Below are 18,246 nucleotides of genomic sequence, written 5' to 3'. Positions count from 1 at the left end.
GATCCTGTTAGGACGCTGCTTCTTCGCTCTCAAACATCTGCATGGGCTGGCCCGGCATGATCGTCGAGATCGCATGCTTATACACGAGCTGCGAATGGCCGTCACGGCGAAGAAGAACACAGAAATTGTCAAAAGACGTAACAACGCCCGTGAGTTTCACGCCGTTGATCAGAAAGATTGTCAGGGAAATCTTTTGCTTGCGAACAGTATTGAGAAATAAGTCCTGAAGATTCTGAGAACGTTCCGCCATCGCGCCGCTTCTTTCTTTATTGCCGACCTGATCTGGCCGGTAGAATATCAATCAACCTCACCATGCAAAGACCGGTGGCATCCTCGTTCCACCTGTCCAGCAAATCTTGGTATCAAATCGCAATCTTTTCCGCAACGTCGAAAAAGGCTTCGCGGACTTTCTGCGAAACGCTGCCCGGATGGCCGTTGGCAATGGCCTGGCCATCGACGGAAACGACCGGAAAACAAATGCTTGTGGCTGCAGTGAGGAAGACTTCGCGGGCTGCGAGCATCTCCGAAACGGAGAAGCTCCGCTCGGCGATCTGCAACCCCAACCTGGCTGCGACATCCATCAGAGTGGTGCGGGTAATGCCGCGCAGAATGCCGTGTTCGGCCGGGCGCGTCACCAGCGTTCCGTCCGGATCGACGATCCAGACATTGGTCGCCGCCCCTTCCTTCACCATGCCGTCGCCATCGACATAGATCGCTTCCTGGGCGCCGGCCTCCTTGGCCTGCTGGCGGGCCATGGCATTCGGCAGCAGGCCGACGGACTTGATGTCGACGCGGTCCCAGCGATTGTCGACAAGGGTGATCGCCTTGATGCCGTTGGCGTTCTTGGCAGCGATGATCTTCGCATCGGTGCTCTTGGCGGTGATCACCAGTGAAGGCGGCGTTCCCGCGGCCGGAAAGACATGATCGCGGCGGGCCACACCGCGCGTCACCTGCATATAGAAAAGCCCGTTGCGGACATGGTTGCGGCGCAACGTCTCGCGAATGACCTGCGTCAGCGCCGCCCGGCCCATCGGCCAGGCGATGCGCAATTCACTAAGCGAACGGTCGAGACGGTTCAGATGGCGCGTGAGGTCGACGATATAGCCGTGGCGCACTTCGCAGACCTCGTAGACGCCGTCGGCAAACTGGTAGCCGCGATCCTCGATATGCACGCTGGCATCGGAATGCTTGACGTAACGGCCATTCACATAGGCAATTCTCGGCATGGGAAACCTGGTCTTCCGGGAAGCAATATGGGAGGCGGCGCGGCGGCGGCCGCGCCGGAAACGATCAGACGCCGAGCGACTTCAACTTGCGGTGCAGCGCCGAACGCTCCATGCCGACGAATTCCGCGGTGCGCGAGATGTTGCCGCCGAAGCGGTTGATCTGGGCGATCAGGTAATCCTTCTCGAACATCTCGCGGGCTTCGCGCAGCGGCAGCGTCATGATGTGATAGTCGTTCTTGGCAGACACTTTCGGCAGCATGTCGCCGAGATCGGTCGGCAGCATGTCGGCGGTGATCGGCGCATCCGGCCCGTCGGTGCGGGCAAGGATCATCAGCCGCTCGATATTGTTGCGCAGCTGGCGGATGTTGCCGGGCCAGTCATGCGCCTGCAGCACCGCCATGGCGTCGTCGCCGATGCGGCGCGGACGGATGCCGGCCTGCTCGGATATCTGGCGCATCAGCTGATCGACGAGGAAAGGAATGTCCTCGCGCCGTTCGGCCAGCGCCGGCACACGCACCGGCACGACGGCAAGGCGATGGTAGAGATCCTCGCGGAACCATCCTTCGGCGATGCGGCTCTCGAGATTATAGGCGGTCGAGGAGATGATGCGGACATCGACCTTGACGCGCTTGGAGCCGCCGACGCGCTCGAACTGCTGATCGACCAGCACGCGGAGGATCTTGTTCTGCGTTTCGCGCGGCATTTCGCCGACTTCGTCGAGATAGAGGATGCCGCGATGGGCTTCCTCGAGCGCGCCGATCTTGCGCGCCTGGCCGGGCGTGCCTTCGGTGCCGAACAGCGCCACTTCCATGCGTTCGGGCGTGATGTTGGCGGCGTTGATTGCAACGAAGGGACCGTTGGCGCGGGCCGACTTCTTGTGGATCATCCGCGCCACCAGCTCCTTACCGGAGCCAGAGGCGCCGAGGATCATGATGCGGCTGTTGGTCGGCGACACCTTCTCGATCGTCTGACGCAGCTGCGAAACGGCGACCGACGTGCCAATCAGCTCCAGCGCGTCGCCGGTGCGGCGCTTCAGCTCGGAAACCTCGCGCTTCAGCTTGGAATTCTCCAGCGCGCGTTCGGCGATCAGGATCAGCCGGTCGGCCTTGAAGGGCTTCTCGATGAAATCGAAGGCGCCGCGCTTGATCGCCGAGACGGCGGTCTCGATGTTGCCATGGCCTGATATCATCACGACGGGCAATTCCGGATGGCGGGTCTTGATCTCGTCGAGCAGCGACAGGCCGTCGAGCTTGCTGCCCTGCATCCAGATATCGAGGAAGATCAGCCGCGGCACGCGATCGGAAATTGCCGCCAGCGCGCTGTCGCTGTCATGGGCCGTGCGCGTCTCGTGCCCTTCATCCGAGAGAATGCCGGAAACGATCTCGCGAATATCGTGCTCATCGTCGACGACGAGAATATCAGAGGCCATAAACGCTTTCCTTGTCATTGGCTGCGGGGGCAGCAGGCGTCGGATCTAGGCGTGGCAGATGCACGCGGATCATGGCCCCTCTTCCCCGGTCAAAATCGGCGGGCGCATCATGCAGCTCGAGCTGCCCGCCATGTTCCTCGATGATCTTCTTGACGATGGCGAGGCCGAGGCCGGTGCCCTTCTCGCGCATCGTCATATAGGGTTCCAGAATGCTGTGGCGGTTCTCCACCGGCAGGCCGCGGCCATTGTCGATCACGTCGACGGTGAAGCGGTCGCGGCCGGTATCGAGTGCGGCGCGGACGAGAACCTTGCGTTCGTCCCGCTCCTCGCTCGGAACGGCCTCGATCGATTCGACGGCATTCTTGATGAGGTTTCCGAAGGCCTGGCCGAGCATGCGGCTGTCGAACAAGCCCTCCAGCGGCTGCTCGCCGAAATCCTGCTCGAAGGTGACGTGATGGTTGCCCATCTCGCGCAGGAAGATCGCGTCGCGCAGGATATTGCGCAGGTCGCTCGGCTCCTTGGTCGGCTTCGGCATGCGGGCAAAGGCGGAGAATTCGTCGACCATGCGGCCGATATCGCCGACCTGGCGGATGATCGTATCCGTGCACTGGTCGAAGACGGTGCGGTCACCCGGGTCGATCTGCTTGCCATAGCGGCGCTGGATGCGCTCGGCGGAAAGCTGGATCGGCGTCAACGGGTTCTTGATCTCATGGGCGATGCGCCTTGCCACGTCGCCCCAGGCGGTCGAGCGCTGGGCGATGACGAGATCGGTGATGTCGTCGAGCGTGATCACGTAGGATTCGCTCATGTCGCGCACTTCCTCGCGGGTGACCTGGACGCTGAGCGTCCTCACAGTACCGCCGCGCACCAGGGCGATCTGCTTGCGGAAATCGCCGCGATACCGCACCGCCGCCTCGGTCAGCACGTGATCGACCTCCGGCGCGATGTCGACCAGCTGCTTTCCGAGCATTTCGTCGGCCGACAGCGACATCAGCGTCTCGGCCGAACTGTTGACGATGGCGATACGGCGGTCCTGCTCGACGCCGATGACGGCGGCGGTGACGCCCGACAGCACCGCCTCGATGAAACGGCGGCGGTCGTCGACCTCGTCCTTGGCCTCGAGGATCTCGTCGCGCTGGGTGCGGATTTCCGAAATCATCTTGTTGAAGGTGCGCGAGAGATTGGCGACGTCGCCGTCGACGGCATGCACCGGCACGACGATATCCATATTGCCCGACGCAACGCTGTCGGCCGCCGTGATCAGCAGGCGGATCGGCCGGACGATGCGGTCGGCGACGGCGATCGCGGTCCAGATCGCCGCCAGGAGCACGATCAGCGCGAAGCCGATATAGAGCACGGCAAAGGCGACCTGCAGCGAGAAGCGGTTGGCCTCCATCGAGCGGTATTCGGTGGCGTTCTCCTCCATCATGCGCATGGCGCCCATGACCTTGGGATCGACGGCCCGCACCGTATAGAGGAAGGTGCCCTGGATGGCATCGAGCTTGATGATGGCGCCGACGAGATTGGTGACGCCGGGCGGGATCAGCGTCGGCTGGCCGGCCGCCGCCTTTTCCAGCGCGTCCTGCGGAATGGCCGGCAGCGGCTTTTCGGTGGCGATATCGGCCTGGACGATCACCGAGCCGTCGCGCTCGACGAGGAAGGCGCCAAGCAGGCCGCGGCCCCTCGCCTGGCGGGTCATCAGGTCGGCAAAGCCGGTCCTGTCGAGGCTGTAGAGCGCGCGGTTGCGCTCGAGGTCGTTGGCCATGGAGACCGTCTGCCCCTGCAGGTAGCTGGCATTCTCCATCATGTAGGCCTGGCCAATATTGCGCGACGAGCTGACGATCGACTGGGTGCGCAGGGCAAACCAGCGGTCAAGACCGGCATTCAGCGTGATACTGGCGAAGATGGCGACGAGGATCGCCGGCGTGATCGCGACGATCGAAAAGAGCACGACGATGCGGATATGCAGGCGGGCTGCGGCACGGCCGCGGGTGCGCGCCTTCAGCAGCCTTGCCACCTCGCGAGCAATCAAGGCGAGAAGCGTCAGGACAAAGAAGGAATTGACGATCACCGAGGTGATGACGACATGCGAAGTCGGCGCGATCGGCGTCAGGCCGAGCAGCACGAAAAGCGTGGCTGTGGCGCAGAGAAGCGCGCCGCCGGCGAGCACGAGGCCGGGCACGGCAAAAAGGGCGCGGCGATCGGTCACTGTCGTCACCGTCTCGCCCGCCGCCGCCGGCGATACCCCATCCTGCGTCATTCGGCCTCTCTTCGGACGACACCTGCCGCCCTCGCCGTCCGATCTAAAACCAAGCAACGCCGGCTTAAAAAAGCCAGCGCTACAACGACTCGATCGGGAGCGAATGTCCAAAACCCGTGCGTGACCTTTAAGCAACGCATTGTGGCGAAAATGCAACGCGTCTCGTCACATTGTCAAGCCGTGCTTCCCTCGACGAGCCTTAATCTGGCCCGTCGAGCGAGGCTTCTGTCCTCTAGAACCGACGTGGTCCTTCGGGCTTGTTTCCGACGATCGTGTCGATCCGGTCCAGCACGTCAGACGTCACCTTCTCTCGGTGTGAGAGGGCCGCGAGATTATCCTGCAGCTGGCTGGCGCGCGAGGCTCCAAGAATGACAGTCGAGACGTTCCGGTTGGCGAGGCACCACAAAAGGGCGAGATGCGTGATCGATATCCCGATCTCGTCCGCGAGCTTTGCGAGTTCGCCAACTTGTTTGAGCTGGGCAAGGCCGGCATCACTGGACCACTTTTCCTTCAGCCATTCGTAGCCCGGCAGGTTCATACGGCTGTCGGCCGGCACACCATTATTGTACTTGCCGGTCAGGACGCCCGAGGCGAGCGGCGACCAGATCGTGGTGCCAAGGCCGATCAGGTCATAGAGCGGCAGATAGTCGGACTCGACCTTCTGGCGTTCGAAGATGTTGTACTGCGGCTGTTCCATGGTCGGCGGCGTGATGCGCAAGTCCCGGGCAACGGCGTAGGCTTCCGTCAATTGCTGCGCGGACCATTCCGACGTGCCCCAATAGAGCACCTTGCCCTGGGCGACGAGATCGTGCATCGCCCGGACTGTTTCCTCGATCGGCGTGTCGATATCCGGGCGGTGGCAGAAATAAAGGTCGAGGTAGTCGACCTGAAGCCGCTTGAGCGCTGCGTGGCAGGCGTCGGTCACATGCTTGCGCGACAGGCCGCGCTGCGTCGGCTTCTGGCCTCCCCAGAAGACCTTGCTGGAAACGACGAAGCTGTCACGGCTCCAGCCAAGCCTGCTGAGCGCCTCGCCCATCACGATCTCGGACTTGCCGCTCTCGTATCCCTCGGCATTGTCGAAGAAGTTCACCCCGTTGTCATAGGCAAGCTTCATGAGGTCGACGGCGTCGCCTCCATAGACCTGCTTGCCGAACGTCACCCAGGAACCGAAGGAGAACTCACTCACCTTCAGGCCCGACTTTCCCAAACGTCGATATTCCATCATGCAACTCCCGCAAATTATGAATATGTGCCGGTCTGTCACCGGGGTCGGCGTCGCCCGATTGATCGACGACCGATTCGCGTAATCTATGGCATGCGCAAAGATATGCGAGGCTCAGCCCGCCAAGTTGACCAAAACACGATGTCGCAGTTGCCGTCAGCCCCCGACCGCAAAGAAAAAGGGCGCTCCACGACATCTGTCGGAGCGCCCGTGGCATGCGATCGACGACGTTTGCGGCGGAGGTCGACGGCAGCAACGGCAGAATGATGAGATTCGGAACGGATAGGCAACATGCGATTGGAATCTGCGACGTTATCGACCGCTGATTGATCGTGTCGTCCACCGGATATCCACAGCTTATCCACAGGCACGGCGACGACGACCGCAGCAACTTCAATGACATTCGCCTGGCGGCAAATCATTCCTCACAAATGCTTATGTGACTGTTGAATGACACCGCATTTTTGTTTGTCTGCTTGGATATAAACCGCGACCTGGCTCAGATAGGCTCACCTCTCCTCCCGACCGTGGCGGCGGACGCCGGGAGGGGTGGGCGGTGGGCAAACATGAGGGCCCGCCGCCTTCTTTTTATCGCGCCCCCGAGCGAGCTCAGGCGGTGCGGGAGCTTCTGTAGACCGAGACGCCAAGTTCCCTGATCTTCTTGCGCAGGGTGTTGCGGTTGAGACCCAGAAGATCGGCCGCCTTGATCTGGTTGCCGCGCGTCGCCGTCAGAGCGGCGAGGATCAGCGGATATTCCATTTCCGTCAGCACACGATCATAGAGGCCGGGCGGCGGCAGATTGTCCCCGAAGCCTGCGAAGTAGCTGCGCATGTTCTCTTCGACGGCTTGCGCGATCGTCATCGAGCCGCTGCGGATCGGCCCCTTGTCGATCGGGCTGTCGGGCACGTCGGAGCGCAGTTCCGCATCGATGATCTCGCGGGTGATCACATCCTGCGGATAGAGCGCCATCAGACGGCGGATGAGATTTTCCAACTCGCGCACGTTGCCCGGCCAGGCATAGGCCTTCATCAGTTCTAGGGCTTCCTGATCGAAGCGCTTGGAGCCGAGGCCTTCCTTTTCGGCCTGCTGGATGAAATGGCGCACCAGATCGGGAATGTCCTCGGCGCGGTCGCGCAGTGGTGGTAGCCGCAGCGGCACTACATTGAGGCGGTAATAGAGGTCCTCGCGGAAGAGGCCCTGGTTGATCGCCTGCTTCAGGTCCTTGTTGGTGGCGGCAACGATGCGCACATCGGTGCGGATCGGCGTGCGGCCACCGACGGTGGTGTATTCGCCCTGCTGCAGGACGCGCAGAAGCCGTGTCTGGGCGTCCATCGGCATGTCGCCGATTTCATCGAGAAAGAGCGTGCCGCCCTCGGCCTGCTCGAAGCGGCCGGTAGAGCGGGTCTGCGCGCCGGTAAAGGCGCCCTTCTCATGGCCGAAGAGTTCGGATTCGATCAGATCGCGCGGTATCGCCGCCATGTTGATTGCGACGAACGGGCCGTTGCGGCGCTTGCCGTAGTCGTGCAGCGCGCGGGCGACAAGCTCCTTGCCGGTGCCGGATTCGCCGGTGATCATCAGCGTCAGGTCGGTCTGCATCAGGCGGGCAAGCACGCGGTAGATTTCCTGCATCGCCGCCGACCGGCCGACGAGCGGCATGCCGTCCTGCATGTCGTCTTCAAGCTTGGCAGGCTTGCGCTTCGGCTCGGCAAGCGCCCGGCCGATGATGCCGATCAGTTCGGTGAGATCGAAAGGCTTCGGCAGATAGTCGTAGGCGCCCTTTTCCGAGGCCTTGATGGCGGTCATGAAGGTGTTCTGGGCGCTCATGACGAGGACGGGCAGGTCGGGCCGCGCCTTCTTGATGCGCGGCAGCAGATCGAAGGCGTTCTCGTCGGGCATCACCACATCGGTGACGACCAGATCGCCCTCGCCTGCCGAAATCCAGCGCCAGAGGGTAGCGGCGTTGGAGGTGATGCGGACGTCATAACCGGCGCGGCTCAAAGCCTGGTTGAGCACGGTCCGGATGGCCGCATCATCATCTGCAACGAGGATCGTGGCTGTCATCGAGAAGGTCCTGTCGAGCTTGCTATAGAAGCGTCCTCGAGCGAGGCGTCCTTCGACGCCGGCATGAGAACGCGGAATGTCGTGCGGCTGTTCTGGCTGTCGCATTCGATGATGCCGCCGTGATCGCCGATGATCTTGGCGACCAGCGCCAGGCCGAGGCCGCTGCCGTTCGGCTTGGTGGTGATGAAGGGATCGAAGAGATGCGGCACCAGATCGGCGGGAACGCCGGGACCGTTGTCGTGGACGCAGAATTCCAGCGGCAGCGAAATCTTCTCGCGCGTGCCAGCGACCGAGAGACGGATGCCGGGGCGATAGGCCGTCGTCAGCATGATTTCGCCGTCCGGCCGATCGCCGACCGCTTCGGCGGCGTTCTTCACCAGATTGAGGAAGACCTGGACGAGCTGGTCGCGATTGGCATAAACGGCCGGCAGCGACGGGTCGTAACTTTCGGTGACCCGGATGTTGCGGGCAAAACCCGCCTTGGCGACGGCCTTCACATGATCGAGCACGGAATGGATATTGACCGGCATGCGGTCGACGGGCCGTTCGTCGGAAAAGACTTCCATGCGATCGACCAGCGAGACGATGCGATCGGTCTCGTCGCAGATCAGCCGGGTCAGCGCCCGATCGTCGTCGATCGCAGACTGCTCAAGCAACTGGGCGGCGCCGCGTATGCCGGAGAGCGGATTCTTGATCTCATGCGCCAGCATCGAGGCAAGACCGGTCACCGAGCGGGCAGCGGCGCGATGCGTCAGCTGCCGGTCGATCTTGTCGGCCATCGAGCGTTCCTGAAAGACGATAACGACGGCGCCGGGCTCGCTGAGCACCGGGGCGACATAGAGATCGACGAGCTTGTCCTGGCCGAGACGGGGTGAACTCAGGTCGACGCGATATTCATTGACCGGCGCCTTGCGCTCGCGCACCTGGTCGATCAAGGCGAGCAGCGGGCTGCCGAAGGGAATGAAGGTCGAGATGCGGTAACGCGCCAGATGCGAGGCGCTGGCGCCGAAGAAGGCCTCCGCCTCCCAATTGGCGAAGACGACGAAGCCGGATTCGTCGACCATGATGACGGGGTTCTGGATGGCGTTCAGCACGGCCATGGCGACGGTCCCGCCGGCGTGATCGGACGGAGATGTCATATCCTTCGTCATGCCGCCTCCCGGCTGTCGACAATATTTGCCGCAAGCGCATCGTAAAGGCGCGCGGCCACCTCGCGCGGGTCGCGCGAGGTCATGATCTCCGCCTTTTCAGCACCTGACAGATCAGGGGCGAAACGCTGGAGATACCAGCCAAGGTGCTTGCGGGCGTGGCGGATCGCCACCGCTTCGCCGTAGAAATCCAGCATCATCCGGTAATGCTCGACGGCAATCTCGGCGATCTTCAGGGATTGTGGTGCGGGCGCACCTGATATGGTGCCGGCATGCCATGGCCTGCCCTGGCAGCCCCTGCCGATCATCACGGCATCGGCGCCGGAGCGGCGCAATATTTCTTGCGCATCGCCTGCGGTTTCGACATCGCCATTGGCGATCAGCGGAATGGAGATCACCTCGCGGACGGCGCGTATCGCACCCCAATCGGCGCGACCTTCATAGAATTGCATGCGGGTGCGCCCGTGAATGGTCACAAGCTGGATGCCGACGGCCTCGGCGCGGCGCGCAATGTCAGGCGCGTTGATCGAATTCTCGTCCCAGCCGAGGCGCATCTTCAGCGTCACCGGAATGTCGACGGCCTTGACCGTCGCCTCGATGAGACCGAGCGCATGATCGGGATCGCGCATCAGCGCCGAGCCGGAATAACCGCCGATCACCTTCTTTGCCGGACAGCCCATGTTGATGTCGATGATATCGGCGCCGTGATCGGCGGCGATCTTGGCCGCCTCCGCCATCCAATGCGCCTCGCGCCCGGCAAGCTGCACCATATGCGGCCGGAAGCCCGCCGCCCGCAGCCGCGACCAGGATTCGGCCGTGTCATTGACCAGCTCGCGGCTCGCCACCATTTCGGTGACGACGAGGCCGGCGCCGAAGCGCCACGCAAGCTCGCGGAAGGGCATATCCGTGACGCCGGACATCGGCGCCAGCACAACGCGGTTCCGCACGGACACGGGTCCGATTCGGAAAGGCGCTGCGAGGTCCTTGGAAATCAAATGATTATCTTTCGGGCACACAATAGAACTGCATTATTTTTAGCCATTATTCCCTAGCTTGCCAAGGGGGCTGGGATGGGAATTGATATTTTTCGGGCAGATGCTGGAAAAGGCCAAAGCAAGACGTTAGAGCACTCGGGTCAGTTCCGCATATTTTAGGGGATTTATGCTGCAAATGCCTTCTAAGCAACCGATATCGGCTGGAATTGTCATCGTGGCCGCCGGCCGTGGCGAGCGCGCGGGATCCTCCACGGAAGGCCCCAAGCAGTATCGCATGATCGGCGGCAAGCCGGTTATCGTGCATACGCTTGAAAACTTCATGACATGGGAAGCGGCAACTCAGATCGTCGTCGTCATTCATCCCGATGACGAGGCGCTGTTTGCAAGAGCCTTCCGCCACATCATCTCGGCGACGCCGATCGAAACGGTGCATGGCGGCGCCACCCGGCAGCAATCCGTGCTTGCCGGCCTCAGATACCTCAAGGACAAGCAAATCAGCCATGTTCTGATCCACGATGCCGTACGGCCGTTCTTCGATCATGTGCTACTGGACCGCATTGCCGAGAGCCTTGACGCCGGCGCACAGGCGGTCCTGCCGGCGATCCCGGTCACCGATACACTGAAACGCGCCGACGGCGCCGGCACCGTGCTGACAACGGTTTCACGCGAGCATCTCTACGCAGCGCAGACGCCGCAATCCTTCGCCTTCGAAACGATCCTCGAGGCGCATGAAAAGGCGGCGGCGAGCGGACGAACCGATTTCACCGACGACGCCTCGATCGCCGAATGGCTGGGCATTCCGGTGACGATCGTCGAGGGCACGGCCGACAACGTCAAACTGACGGTCAAGAACGATATCGCCATGGCCGACGACAAGCTGTCGACTTCGCTGCTTCCAGACGTGCGCACCGGTAACGGCTACGACGTGCACCAACTCGTAGCGGGCGACGGCGTGACACTTTGCGGCGTGTTCATTCCGCATGACCAGAAGCTGAAAGGTCATTCGGATGCCGACGTCGCGCTGCATGCGCTGACGGACGCGCTGCTCGCCACCTGCGGCGCCGGCGATATCGGCGATCATTTCCCGCCGTCCGATCCGCAATGGAAGGGCGCGCCTTCGCGGATCTTCATCGAGCATGCCGCCCGGATCGTGCGCGAGCGCGGCGGCATGATCATGAATGCCGATGTCTCGCTGATTGCCGAGGCGCCGAAGGTCGGCCCGCATCGCGACGCCATGCGGGCGAAACTGTCGGAATATCTCGGCATCGATATCGAGCGTTGCTCGGTCAAGGCAACGACCAATGAGACGATCGGCTTCGTCGGCCGGCGCGAAGGCATCGCGGCGATCGCGACTGCGACCGTCGTCTATCGCGGACGGATTTGATGAGCCTTTTTCCTCAGGATATCGTTTCGATGGCGGAAGCGATCATCCGCGACTTCACGGCTGCCGGGCTGATGGTCTCGACCGCCGAATCCTGCACCGGCGGTCTGATCGCCGGGGCGCTGACGGAGATATCGGGTTCATCAGCCGTCGTCGACCGGGGCTTCGTCACCTATACGAATACCGCAAAGATCGAGATGCTCGGCGTGCAGGCGGAAACGCTGCTGCGCTTCGGGGCGGTCTCCGAGGAAACGGCGCGGCAGATGGTGCATGGCGCCCTCTTCCGCTCTCGCGCCGAAATCGCCGTTGCCGTCACCGGCATTGCCGGTCCCGGCGGCGGATCGGCGGAAAAACCGGTCGGCCTCGTGCATCTCGCCGCCAAATCGCGCTCCGGCGCGCTCATCCATCGGAAAATGCTCTATGGCGATATCGGCCGCAGCGAGGTTCGGCTGGCGACGATCAGGACGGCGCTGGAGATGGTGCGCTCGCTCCTTGCCGCCTGACACGGGTTCGCTCATCGAGCCGGCGTGTAGATCCTGTTTGCCCTGGTCTCGAAGGCTTCGGTGAACATGCGGAAGGCGCGGTCGAACATCGAGCCCATCAACGCGCCGAGAATGCGGCTCTTGAACTCGTAGTCGATGAAGAAATCGACGGTGCAGCCGCCGGACGGCGTCTCGGCGAAGTGCCAGCGATTGTCGAGATATTTGAACGGGCCATCGATATATTTGACCTCGATCACCTGCTCGGCCCGATTCAGCAGCACCTGCGTCGTGAAGGTCTCGCGGATCGCCTTATAGCCGACCGTCATGTCGGCGACGAGCAGGATCTTGCCATCGCGCTCCTTGCGGCTTCGGATGGCCAGCGCTTCACAGAGCGGCAGGAATTCCGGATAGCGCTCGACATCGGCGACGAGGTCGAACATCTGCTCGGGCGTGTGCGGTACGGGACGGTGCGTTTCGAATTGCGGCATAGGCGGCAATTAATCGGGCCGGCCGAGAAGATCAAGAAGCTCGCGCATCTGGCGGCGGGATTTTAGCTGAAGAACCGGCACGTCAGGGCCATGTGCGGCGATGCCGGCGACGAGGCGCGGCGCAAATTTCTCCTCGAAGGTCCAGATGAAGCGGAGGAATTCCCAATCGACCTTCTCGATACAGCCCGGCGCCATTTCGGGGCGAGTGCGGCCGATCCATTTCGCCCACCGGCTGATTGCGCCCCAGATACAGAGAAGCCGCGGCATGCGGACCCAGAGGACGAGATCGGTGCGCGGCAGCCGAATGTCCAGGGAGGACGGGTTCGTGCCGTCCATGATCCAACGTTCTTCGAGAATCCGGCTGGCGATGATATTTCTCTGCTCGGCCCTGTCGCGCACCACCCAGCCGGGAAGCCAAAATACGTCGCGATCGAGCGAAATGTAGGAAAGCCCGAAGCGCTTGGCAATCTTCAGCGATAGCGTGGATTTGCCGCCGCCCGAGCAACCCATGACGAGGATGCGGCGGGCTGTGCGAATATGCTCGGCAGCCTGTTCGAGATCGGTGATCTGCTGACGCGGCGGCAAGTCTACTCTCTGATCCATCATGCAACTCCCTCGAGCCAGATGTGCGTTTCGCCGGCGCGACTCAAGCGCTAAGAGCGGCGAAACGGTTAGCTGCTTTGCGCGATCTTATGATGACGGTGGAATTTGCAAGCCCGTGATCCTGAAGTGCTACCTCGATCAGAGGTGCGGCATCGCGCTCGAAATTCCAGATATAGGCAAGCGCATCCAGCGAGAGGCGTTCGGGGCAGCCGGCAGGCAGTTCGGGACGGTTGCGCCCAAAATGACGGTATGTTCTCGAGACCGCGCCGTACAGGCATGCATATCTGGGCAGCCGAAGCCAAATGACGGCGTCTGCGCGCGGCAGGCGAAGATGGAAGGAGCTGAGGCCGGTTCCATCCATGATCCGCGGTCTTCTTTCTCCAGCCCGGTTGCCAGTAGAAGTCGCGATCCATGGAGATGTAGTCAAGGTCGAGCGCTCGCGAAAGCCGCGCTGAGAGCGTGCTCTTGCCGCTGCCGGGGCAGCCGATCACCAGGATACGGTTGGCTTCGATCAGCGGCGATTTCAATCCGGAGGTGATGTTCATCGTCGGCCTCCCAAAGAAAAACCGCGGCGAAAATCGCCGCGGTTCAATCAAAAAGCAAGTGCCGAAGCTTACTCGGCGGCGATCAGCAGCTTCTTTTCGCGCGCCGCTCTCAGCCGGGCAAAGTCGTCGCCGGCATGGTGGGAGGAGCGGGTCAGCGGGCTGGAGGCGACCATCAGGAAGCCCTTGCTGTAGGCAACGGTCTCGTAGGACTTGAACTCGTCGGGGGTGACGAAGCTTTCGACCTTATGGTGCTTGCGCGTCGGCTGCAGGTACTGGCCGATCGTCAGGAAGTCGACATCGGCGGTGCGCAAATCGTCCATCAGCTGGAGGACTTCGTTTCGCTCTTCGCCGAGACCGACCATGATTCCCGATTTGGTGAACATGGTGGGATCGAGTTCCTTCACCCGCTGCAGCAGGCGGACGGAATGGAAGTAGCGGGCGCCGGGGCGAACCGTCAGATAGTTGCCGGGCACCGTTTCCATATTGTGGTTGAAGACGTCGGGCTTGGCGGCGACGACGCGTTCCAGCGCACCAGGCTTCTTCAGGAAGTCGGGCGTCAGGATCTCGATCGTCGTCATCGGCGAGGCGGCACGGATTGCCCAGATCACCTTTTCGAAGTGTTCGGCGCCGCCGTCCTCCAGGTCGTCACGGTCGACCGAGGTGATGACGACGTGGGATAGGCCCATCTCCTTGACCGCCTTGGCGACATTCTCGGGCTCGGCCATGTCGAGCGCATTCGGCTTGCCGGTGGCGACGTTGCAGAAGGCGCAGGCGCGGGTACAGATCTCGCCCATGATCATGAAGGTCGCGTGCTTCTTGTCCCAGCACTCGCCGATATTCGGGCAGCCGGCCTCCTCGCAGACGGTGACGAGCTTGTGCTCCTTCACGATCGCGCGCGTCTCGGCATAACCCTTGGAGGTCGGCGCCTTGACGCGAATCCAGTCCGGCTTGCGCATGACTTCCGTATCAGGCCGATGCGCCTTCTCGGGATGCCGCACGCGCTTGGCGTCGGGATTGATCGTATCGAGGATCGTCACCATTGCAGTTTCAGCTTTCTACCGCCCCTATGCGGCAAATCAATCGGATCTAGCGCCGCACCAGCCGCGCAAGGAATATCAGCAGGCAGGCGCCGAGAAAACCCGTCACGAAATAACCGAGCCGCCCGCCGACCACCTCGACATGAAATTGTGCGAGGACAGCGCTTGCGACGACCGAGCCGACGATGCCGAGCACGATGTTCAGAAAAATCCCATATCGCGCTTCCATCAGCTTGCCGGCGAGCCAGCCCGCAAGCCCACCGATGATGATTGCCGAAATCCAACCGACGCTTTCCATGCCTGCCCTACCCTCAAGTTGGCCCTCAGTTACGCCTCAAGCGACCGCCCTGGCGATCAGAACCACGATGATGGCGCCGACGGTGGCGTGGATGATCTGTACGACCAGCGCGTTTTCAATGCCCAGCGAAATGCCGAGCGCGCTGAACAGATAACCGCCGACGAAGGCGCCGATGATGCCGCTCAGCAGGCATCTTATCAGCCCGCCGCCACCGACGACCAGGCTTGCGAGGAAGCCTGCGACCAGGCCGATCAGCAAAAATACCAGCAACGCCTGCGTCTCCATAGACATGATGATTTCCTTTCGTTTTTTCCACCCCAGCGGAATGGCTTTCCACTCGGACATAAAGGGCAGCTTCGGAAATTCTCAAGCGTTCAGCACACGGCCGTAAGCATTGAGCACCGCTTCCTTCATCGTTTCGGACACGGTCGGATGCGGGAAGATCGTGTGCATCAGTTCTTCCTCGGTCGTTTCGAGGTTCATCGCAACGACGAAGCCCTGGATGAGCTCGGTGACTTCGGCGCCGACCATGTGGGCGCCGAGCAGCTCACCGGTCTTCTTGTCGAAGATCACCTTCACCATGCCCTGGTCTTCGCCGAGCGCGATCGCCTTGCCGTTCGCTGCGAAGGAGAAGCGGCCGACGCGGATGTCGCGGCCCTGTTCCTTGGCTTTCGCCTCGGTGATGCCGACGGAGGCGACCTGCGGGTTGCAATAGGTGCAGCCCGGGACCTTGCCCTTGTCGGTCGGATGAACGTTCGGCAGGCCTGCAATCTTTTCGACGCAGACGACGCCCTCATGCTCTGCCTTGTGCGCCAGCATCGGCGGGCCGGCGACATCGCCGATCGCATAGATGCCGGCGACATTGGTCTTGCCGTAGCCGTCGATGACGACGCAGCCGCGGTCTGTCTTGACGCCGAGCGCCTCGAGACCGAGGTTTTCGATATTGCCCTGAACGCCGACGGCCGAAATCAGCCGGTCGGCAGTGATCTGCTGCACCTTGCCATCGGCCGTCTCGACATGGGCGGTAACGCTGTTCGTGGCCTTGTCGACCTTCGAGACCTTGGCGCTGGTGAAGATCTTGAGGCCGCGCTTTTCAAGCTGCTTGCGGGCGATCGCCGTTATCTCGGCATCCTCGACCGGCATGATGGTCGGCATGACTTCGACGACCGTCACATCGACGCCCATCGAGCGATAGAAGCTGGCGAATTCGATGCCGATCGCGCCCGAGCCCATGACGATCAGCGACTTCGGCAGCACGTCCGGCTTCAGCGCCTCGAAATAGGTCCAGATCAGCTTGCCATCCGGCTCGATGCCGGGCAGCGCGCGCGGGCGGGCGCCGGTGGCGATGATGATATGCTTGGCGGTATAGGTGCCTTCGCCGCTCTTGACGTTCTTCGGCAGCGGATGCTGCGGCTCGACGACCGGCTTCGACGACTTGCCGACGACGATCTCGCCGGGCTTGGTGATCTTCGCTTCGCCCCAGATGATGTCGATCTTGTTCTTCTTCATCAGGAAGCCGACGCCGGCATTCAGGCGGGCGGAGACGGCGCGCGAGCGGCCAACGACGGCTTTGGCATCCGGCTTCACCGTGCCTTCGAGAACGAGGCCGTAATCCTTGAAGTGATTGGCATGGTCGAGCACCTCGGCCGAGCGCAGCAGCGCCTTGGTCGGTATGCAGCCCCAGTTCAGGCAGATGCCGCCCATATGCTCGCGCTCGACGATCGCGGTCTTGAGGCCGAGTTGGCTGGCGCGGATGGCGGCGACATAGCCGCCGGGACCCGAGCCGATGATGATGACGTCGTAGGATTCAGCCATGTGTTTCCTGCCTTTGTTACGCTGCGCTGCGGGTCATGAGCACCCACGCGTGTCTCTTGCTGTTTTCGAAGAGCGGCACGGCATCGGCGCGCGCAGCCTCCAGGAATCCGTTTCTTCCATAAAGCGACAAAGCCGCTTCGTTGTCGCTTGCGGTGATCAGGCTGACGGGCCGGCGATCCGCCCTTTCGATCTGATCGTCCAGCAGCCTGCGTCCGATGCCGATGCCGCGCAGATGGCGATAGACGCCGAGACTGCCGATGAACCAGCTTCCGATCGCCGTTTTTTGCAAGGCGAGCATCGGTGCGGTTGCCGGAATCGTCGCCTCGATATCGCCTATCCCCTCACCCAGCGCATGGCCGATCGCCACACCCGCGACCTCGCCATAGGCCTCGGCAATGACGGCATCCCGCCAGCCGCCGACAGCCTCCTCCTCGCTCATCTTCAGCCGGCCCCGCTCCAGCGGCGTGTCGCTCACGCCGTTTTCCACACCGGCAAACCAGAGCCAGGAGGCAAAACCGCGCGATGCGATATCCGCCAGAATCGCCAGCTCCGAGGCATCCCGCCGTGAGGCCTGCCGGAGGGCGATAAAGGAGGCCATGGTCAGATCCCCAGCATCATCCGCACGATCGATTCCAGCCCGCGTCCGAGCGCACGCGTATTGTCCGCATCAAGGTGAATGCCATCGATCGGTGTGGTCTTGGCGACGGAATTGCCATCGAAGAAGCCACAACCGAGTTCGTCGGCAAGATCACGATAAAGCGTTGCAAGCTTTGCCGATTCCTCGATACCGCCGGGAAAGGATGCTGCGAAGGGCACGTTGCCCGTCGCGCGGATCGCCGGCGGCGCCACGATCAGAATCTCCGGCCCATCGAATTCGAAGGGCCAGGCATGATTGCGGATCAGCCGCACGAGCCGGCTGATGCCCTGGCATGCGGCAAAGGCGGAGCCTGCCACGACCGGCTTCATGTCATTGGTGCCGAGCACAAGGATGACGAGGTCGAGCGGCGCATGCGTTTGCAGGATCGTCGGCAGGATGCGCGCACCGTTGCGGTCGCAATCGGCGAGATGGTCGTCGAAAGCGGTGGTGCGACCGTTCAGGCCTTCGGCAATGACGCGGGCCTCACTGCCGAGCGCTGCCTGAAGCACACTCGGCCAGCGATTCTTGTAATCATGACGGCCGATCGTCTCGGCGTCATAACCCCAGGTCAGCGAGTCACCATAGCAAAGAACGGTCTTGGTCATTTCCGCCTCCGCGA

Annotated in this window: 18 protein-coding genes and 1 pseudogene; 2 read left to right on the top strand and 17 right to left on the bottom strand. The window is 62.2% G+C overall.

Going from position 1 to position 18,246, the window contains the following annotated elements; all coding sequences use genetic code 11:
* Positions 1 to 7: 7 nt before the first annotated feature.
* The 8 genes from hfq to dusB form a co-directional block, all read right to left on the bottom strand.
* A complete protein-coding gene (gene hfq / locus CUJ84_RS08860) occupies positions 8 to 250 on the bottom strand; it encodes an RNA chaperone Hfq (RefSeq protein WP_003539403.1) in 243 nt (80 codons plus the stop codon).
* A gap of 112 nt (positions 251 to 362) precedes the next feature.
* Entirely contained in the window at positions 363 to 1,226 is an 864-nt protein-coding gene (locus tag CUJ84_RS08855) for a D-amino-acid transaminase (RefSeq protein ID WP_105005903.1), read from the bottom strand.
* Between the two features lie 64 nt (positions 1,227 to 1,290).
* Positions 1,291 to 2,655, bottom strand: coding sequence for a sigma-54-dependent transcriptional regulator (locus CUJ84_RS08850; protein WP_018241921.1), 1,365 nt, complete (start codon positions 2,653 to 2,655; stop codon positions 1,291 to 1,293).
* The gene (locus CUJ84_RS08845) at positions 2,645 to 4,915 is read right to left on the bottom strand and encodes a sensor histidine kinase NtrY-like (RefSeq protein ID WP_105005902.1); all 2,271 of its coding nucleotides are present in this window, start codon (positions 4,913 to 4,915) and stop codon (positions 2,645 to 2,647) included. The genes CUJ84_RS08850 and CUJ84_RS08845 overlap by 11 nt, the downstream gene beginning before the upstream one ends.
* A 232-nt stretch (positions 4,916 to 5,147) precedes the next feature.
* Positions 5,148 to 6,137 carry a potassium channel beta subunit family protein gene (locus CUJ84_RS08840; RefSeq protein WP_105005901.1) on the bottom strand — a complete coding sequence of 330 codons (990 nt, stop codon included), beginning with the start codon at positions 6,135 to 6,137 and terminating at the stop codon, positions 5,148 to 5,150.
* 609 nt (positions 6,138 to 6,746) lie between these two features.
* Entirely contained in the window at positions 6,747 to 8,198 is a 1,452-nt protein-coding gene (gene ntrC / locus CUJ84_RS08835) for a nitrogen regulation protein NR(I) (protein WP_017964172.1), read from the bottom strand.
* Positions 8,195 to 9,349 carry a two-component system sensor histidine kinase NtrB gene (locus CUJ84_RS08830; RefSeq protein WP_018241914.1) on the bottom strand — a complete coding sequence of 385 codons (1,155 nt, stop codon included), beginning with the start codon at positions 9,347 to 9,349 and terminating at the stop codon, positions 8,195 to 8,197. Before CUJ84_RS08830 ends, ntrC begins: the two co-directional genes overlap by 4 nt.
* Positions 9,346 to 10,362, bottom strand: coding sequence for a tRNA dihydrouridine synthase DusB (dusB, locus tag CUJ84_RS08825; RefSeq protein ID WP_199788795.1), 1,017 nt, complete (start codon positions 10,360 to 10,362; stop codon positions 9,346 to 9,348). The genes CUJ84_RS08830 and dusB overlap by 4 nt, the downstream gene beginning before the upstream one ends.
* Positions 10,363 to 10,507: 145 nt before the next feature.
* Here dusB and CUJ84_RS08820 point away from each other — a divergent pair, with 145 nt between their 5' ends.
* Positions 10,508 to 11,725, top strand: a complete 1,218-nt coding sequence (locus tag CUJ84_RS08820; protein WP_105005899.1) for a bifunctional 2-C-methyl-D-erythritol 4-phosphate cytidylyltransferase/2-C-methyl-D-erythritol 2,4-cyclodiphosphate synthase — start codon at positions 10,508 to 10,510, stop codon at positions 11,723 to 11,725.
* Positions 11,725 to 12,225, top strand: a complete 501-nt coding sequence (locus CUJ84_RS08815) for a CinA family protein (protein ID WP_105005898.1) — start codon at positions 11,725 to 11,727, stop codon at positions 12,223 to 12,225. The genes CUJ84_RS08820 and CUJ84_RS08815 overlap by 1 nt, the downstream gene beginning before the upstream one ends.
* Before the next feature lie 11 nt (positions 12,226 to 12,236).
* Here the strand turns inward: CUJ84_RS08815 and CUJ84_RS08810 are convergent, their stop codons facing one another.
* The 9 genes and pseudogenes from CUJ84_RS08810 to CUJ84_RS08770 form a co-directional block, all read right to left on the bottom strand.
* Positions 12,237 to 12,692, bottom strand: coding sequence for a type II toxin-antitoxin system RatA family toxin (locus CUJ84_RS08810; RefSeq protein ID WP_105005897.1), 456 nt, complete (start codon positions 12,690 to 12,692; stop codon positions 12,237 to 12,239).
* A gap of 9 nt (positions 12,693 to 12,701) precedes the next feature.
* Complete coding sequence (locus tag CUJ84_RS08805) at positions 12,702 to 13,298, bottom strand: AAA family ATPase (RefSeq protein WP_105005896.1); 597 nt, start codon at positions 13,296 to 13,298, stop codon at positions 12,702 to 12,704.
* A 40-nt stretch (positions 13,299 to 13,338) separates the two neighbouring features.
* A pseudogene (locus CUJ84_RS08800) lies at positions 13,339 to 13,840 on the bottom strand (AAA family ATPase).
* Between the two features lie 68 nt (positions 13,841 to 13,908).
* The gene (gene lipA, locus CUJ84_RS08795) at positions 13,909 to 14,880 is read right to left on the bottom strand and encodes a lipoyl synthase (RefSeq protein WP_012757334.1); all 972 of its coding nucleotides are present in this window, start codon (positions 14,878 to 14,880) and stop codon (positions 13,909 to 13,911) included.
* Positions 14,881 to 14,926: 46 nt separating this feature from the next.
* Entirely contained in the window at positions 14,927 to 15,175 is a 249-nt protein-coding gene (locus CUJ84_RS08790; RefSeq protein ID WP_012757333.1) for a GlsB/YeaQ/YmgE family stress response membrane protein, read from the bottom strand.
* Positions 15,176 to 15,211: 36 nt separating this feature from the next.
* Complete coding sequence (locus tag CUJ84_RS08785) at positions 15,212 to 15,466, bottom strand: GlsB/YeaQ/YmgE family stress response membrane protein (protein ID WP_003539329.1); 255 nt, start codon at positions 15,464 to 15,466, stop codon at positions 15,212 to 15,214.
* A gap of 75 nt (positions 15,467 to 15,541) precedes the next feature.
* Entirely contained in the window at positions 15,542 to 16,990 is a 1,449-nt protein-coding gene (gene lpdA / locus CUJ84_RS08780; protein WP_105005895.1) for a dihydrolipoyl dehydrogenase, read from the bottom strand.
* 16 nt (positions 16,991 to 17,006) lie between these two features.
* On the bottom strand, positions 17,007 to 17,588 hold the full coding sequence (locus tag CUJ84_RS08775) for a GNAT family N-acetyltransferase (RefSeq protein ID WP_027684823.1): 582 nt from the start codon (positions 17,586 to 17,588) through the stop codon (positions 17,007 to 17,009).
* Positions 17,589 to 17,590: 2 nt separating this feature from the next.
* Positions 17,591 to 18,232 carry an SGNH/GDSL hydrolase family protein gene (locus CUJ84_RS08770; RefSeq protein WP_105005894.1) on the bottom strand — a complete coding sequence of 214 codons (642 nt, stop codon included), beginning with the start codon at positions 18,230 to 18,232 and terminating at the stop codon, positions 17,591 to 17,593.
* Positions 18,233 to 18,246 lie beyond the last annotated feature (14 nt).

It is taken from the genome of Rhizobium leguminosarum, from assembly GCF_002953715.1.
Taxonomy (GTDB): domain Bacteria; phylum Pseudomonadota; class Alphaproteobacteria; order Rhizobiales; family Rhizobiaceae; genus Rhizobium; species Rhizobium leguminosarum_V.
This window is presented reverse-complemented; position numbering and strand designations above follow the sequence as displayed.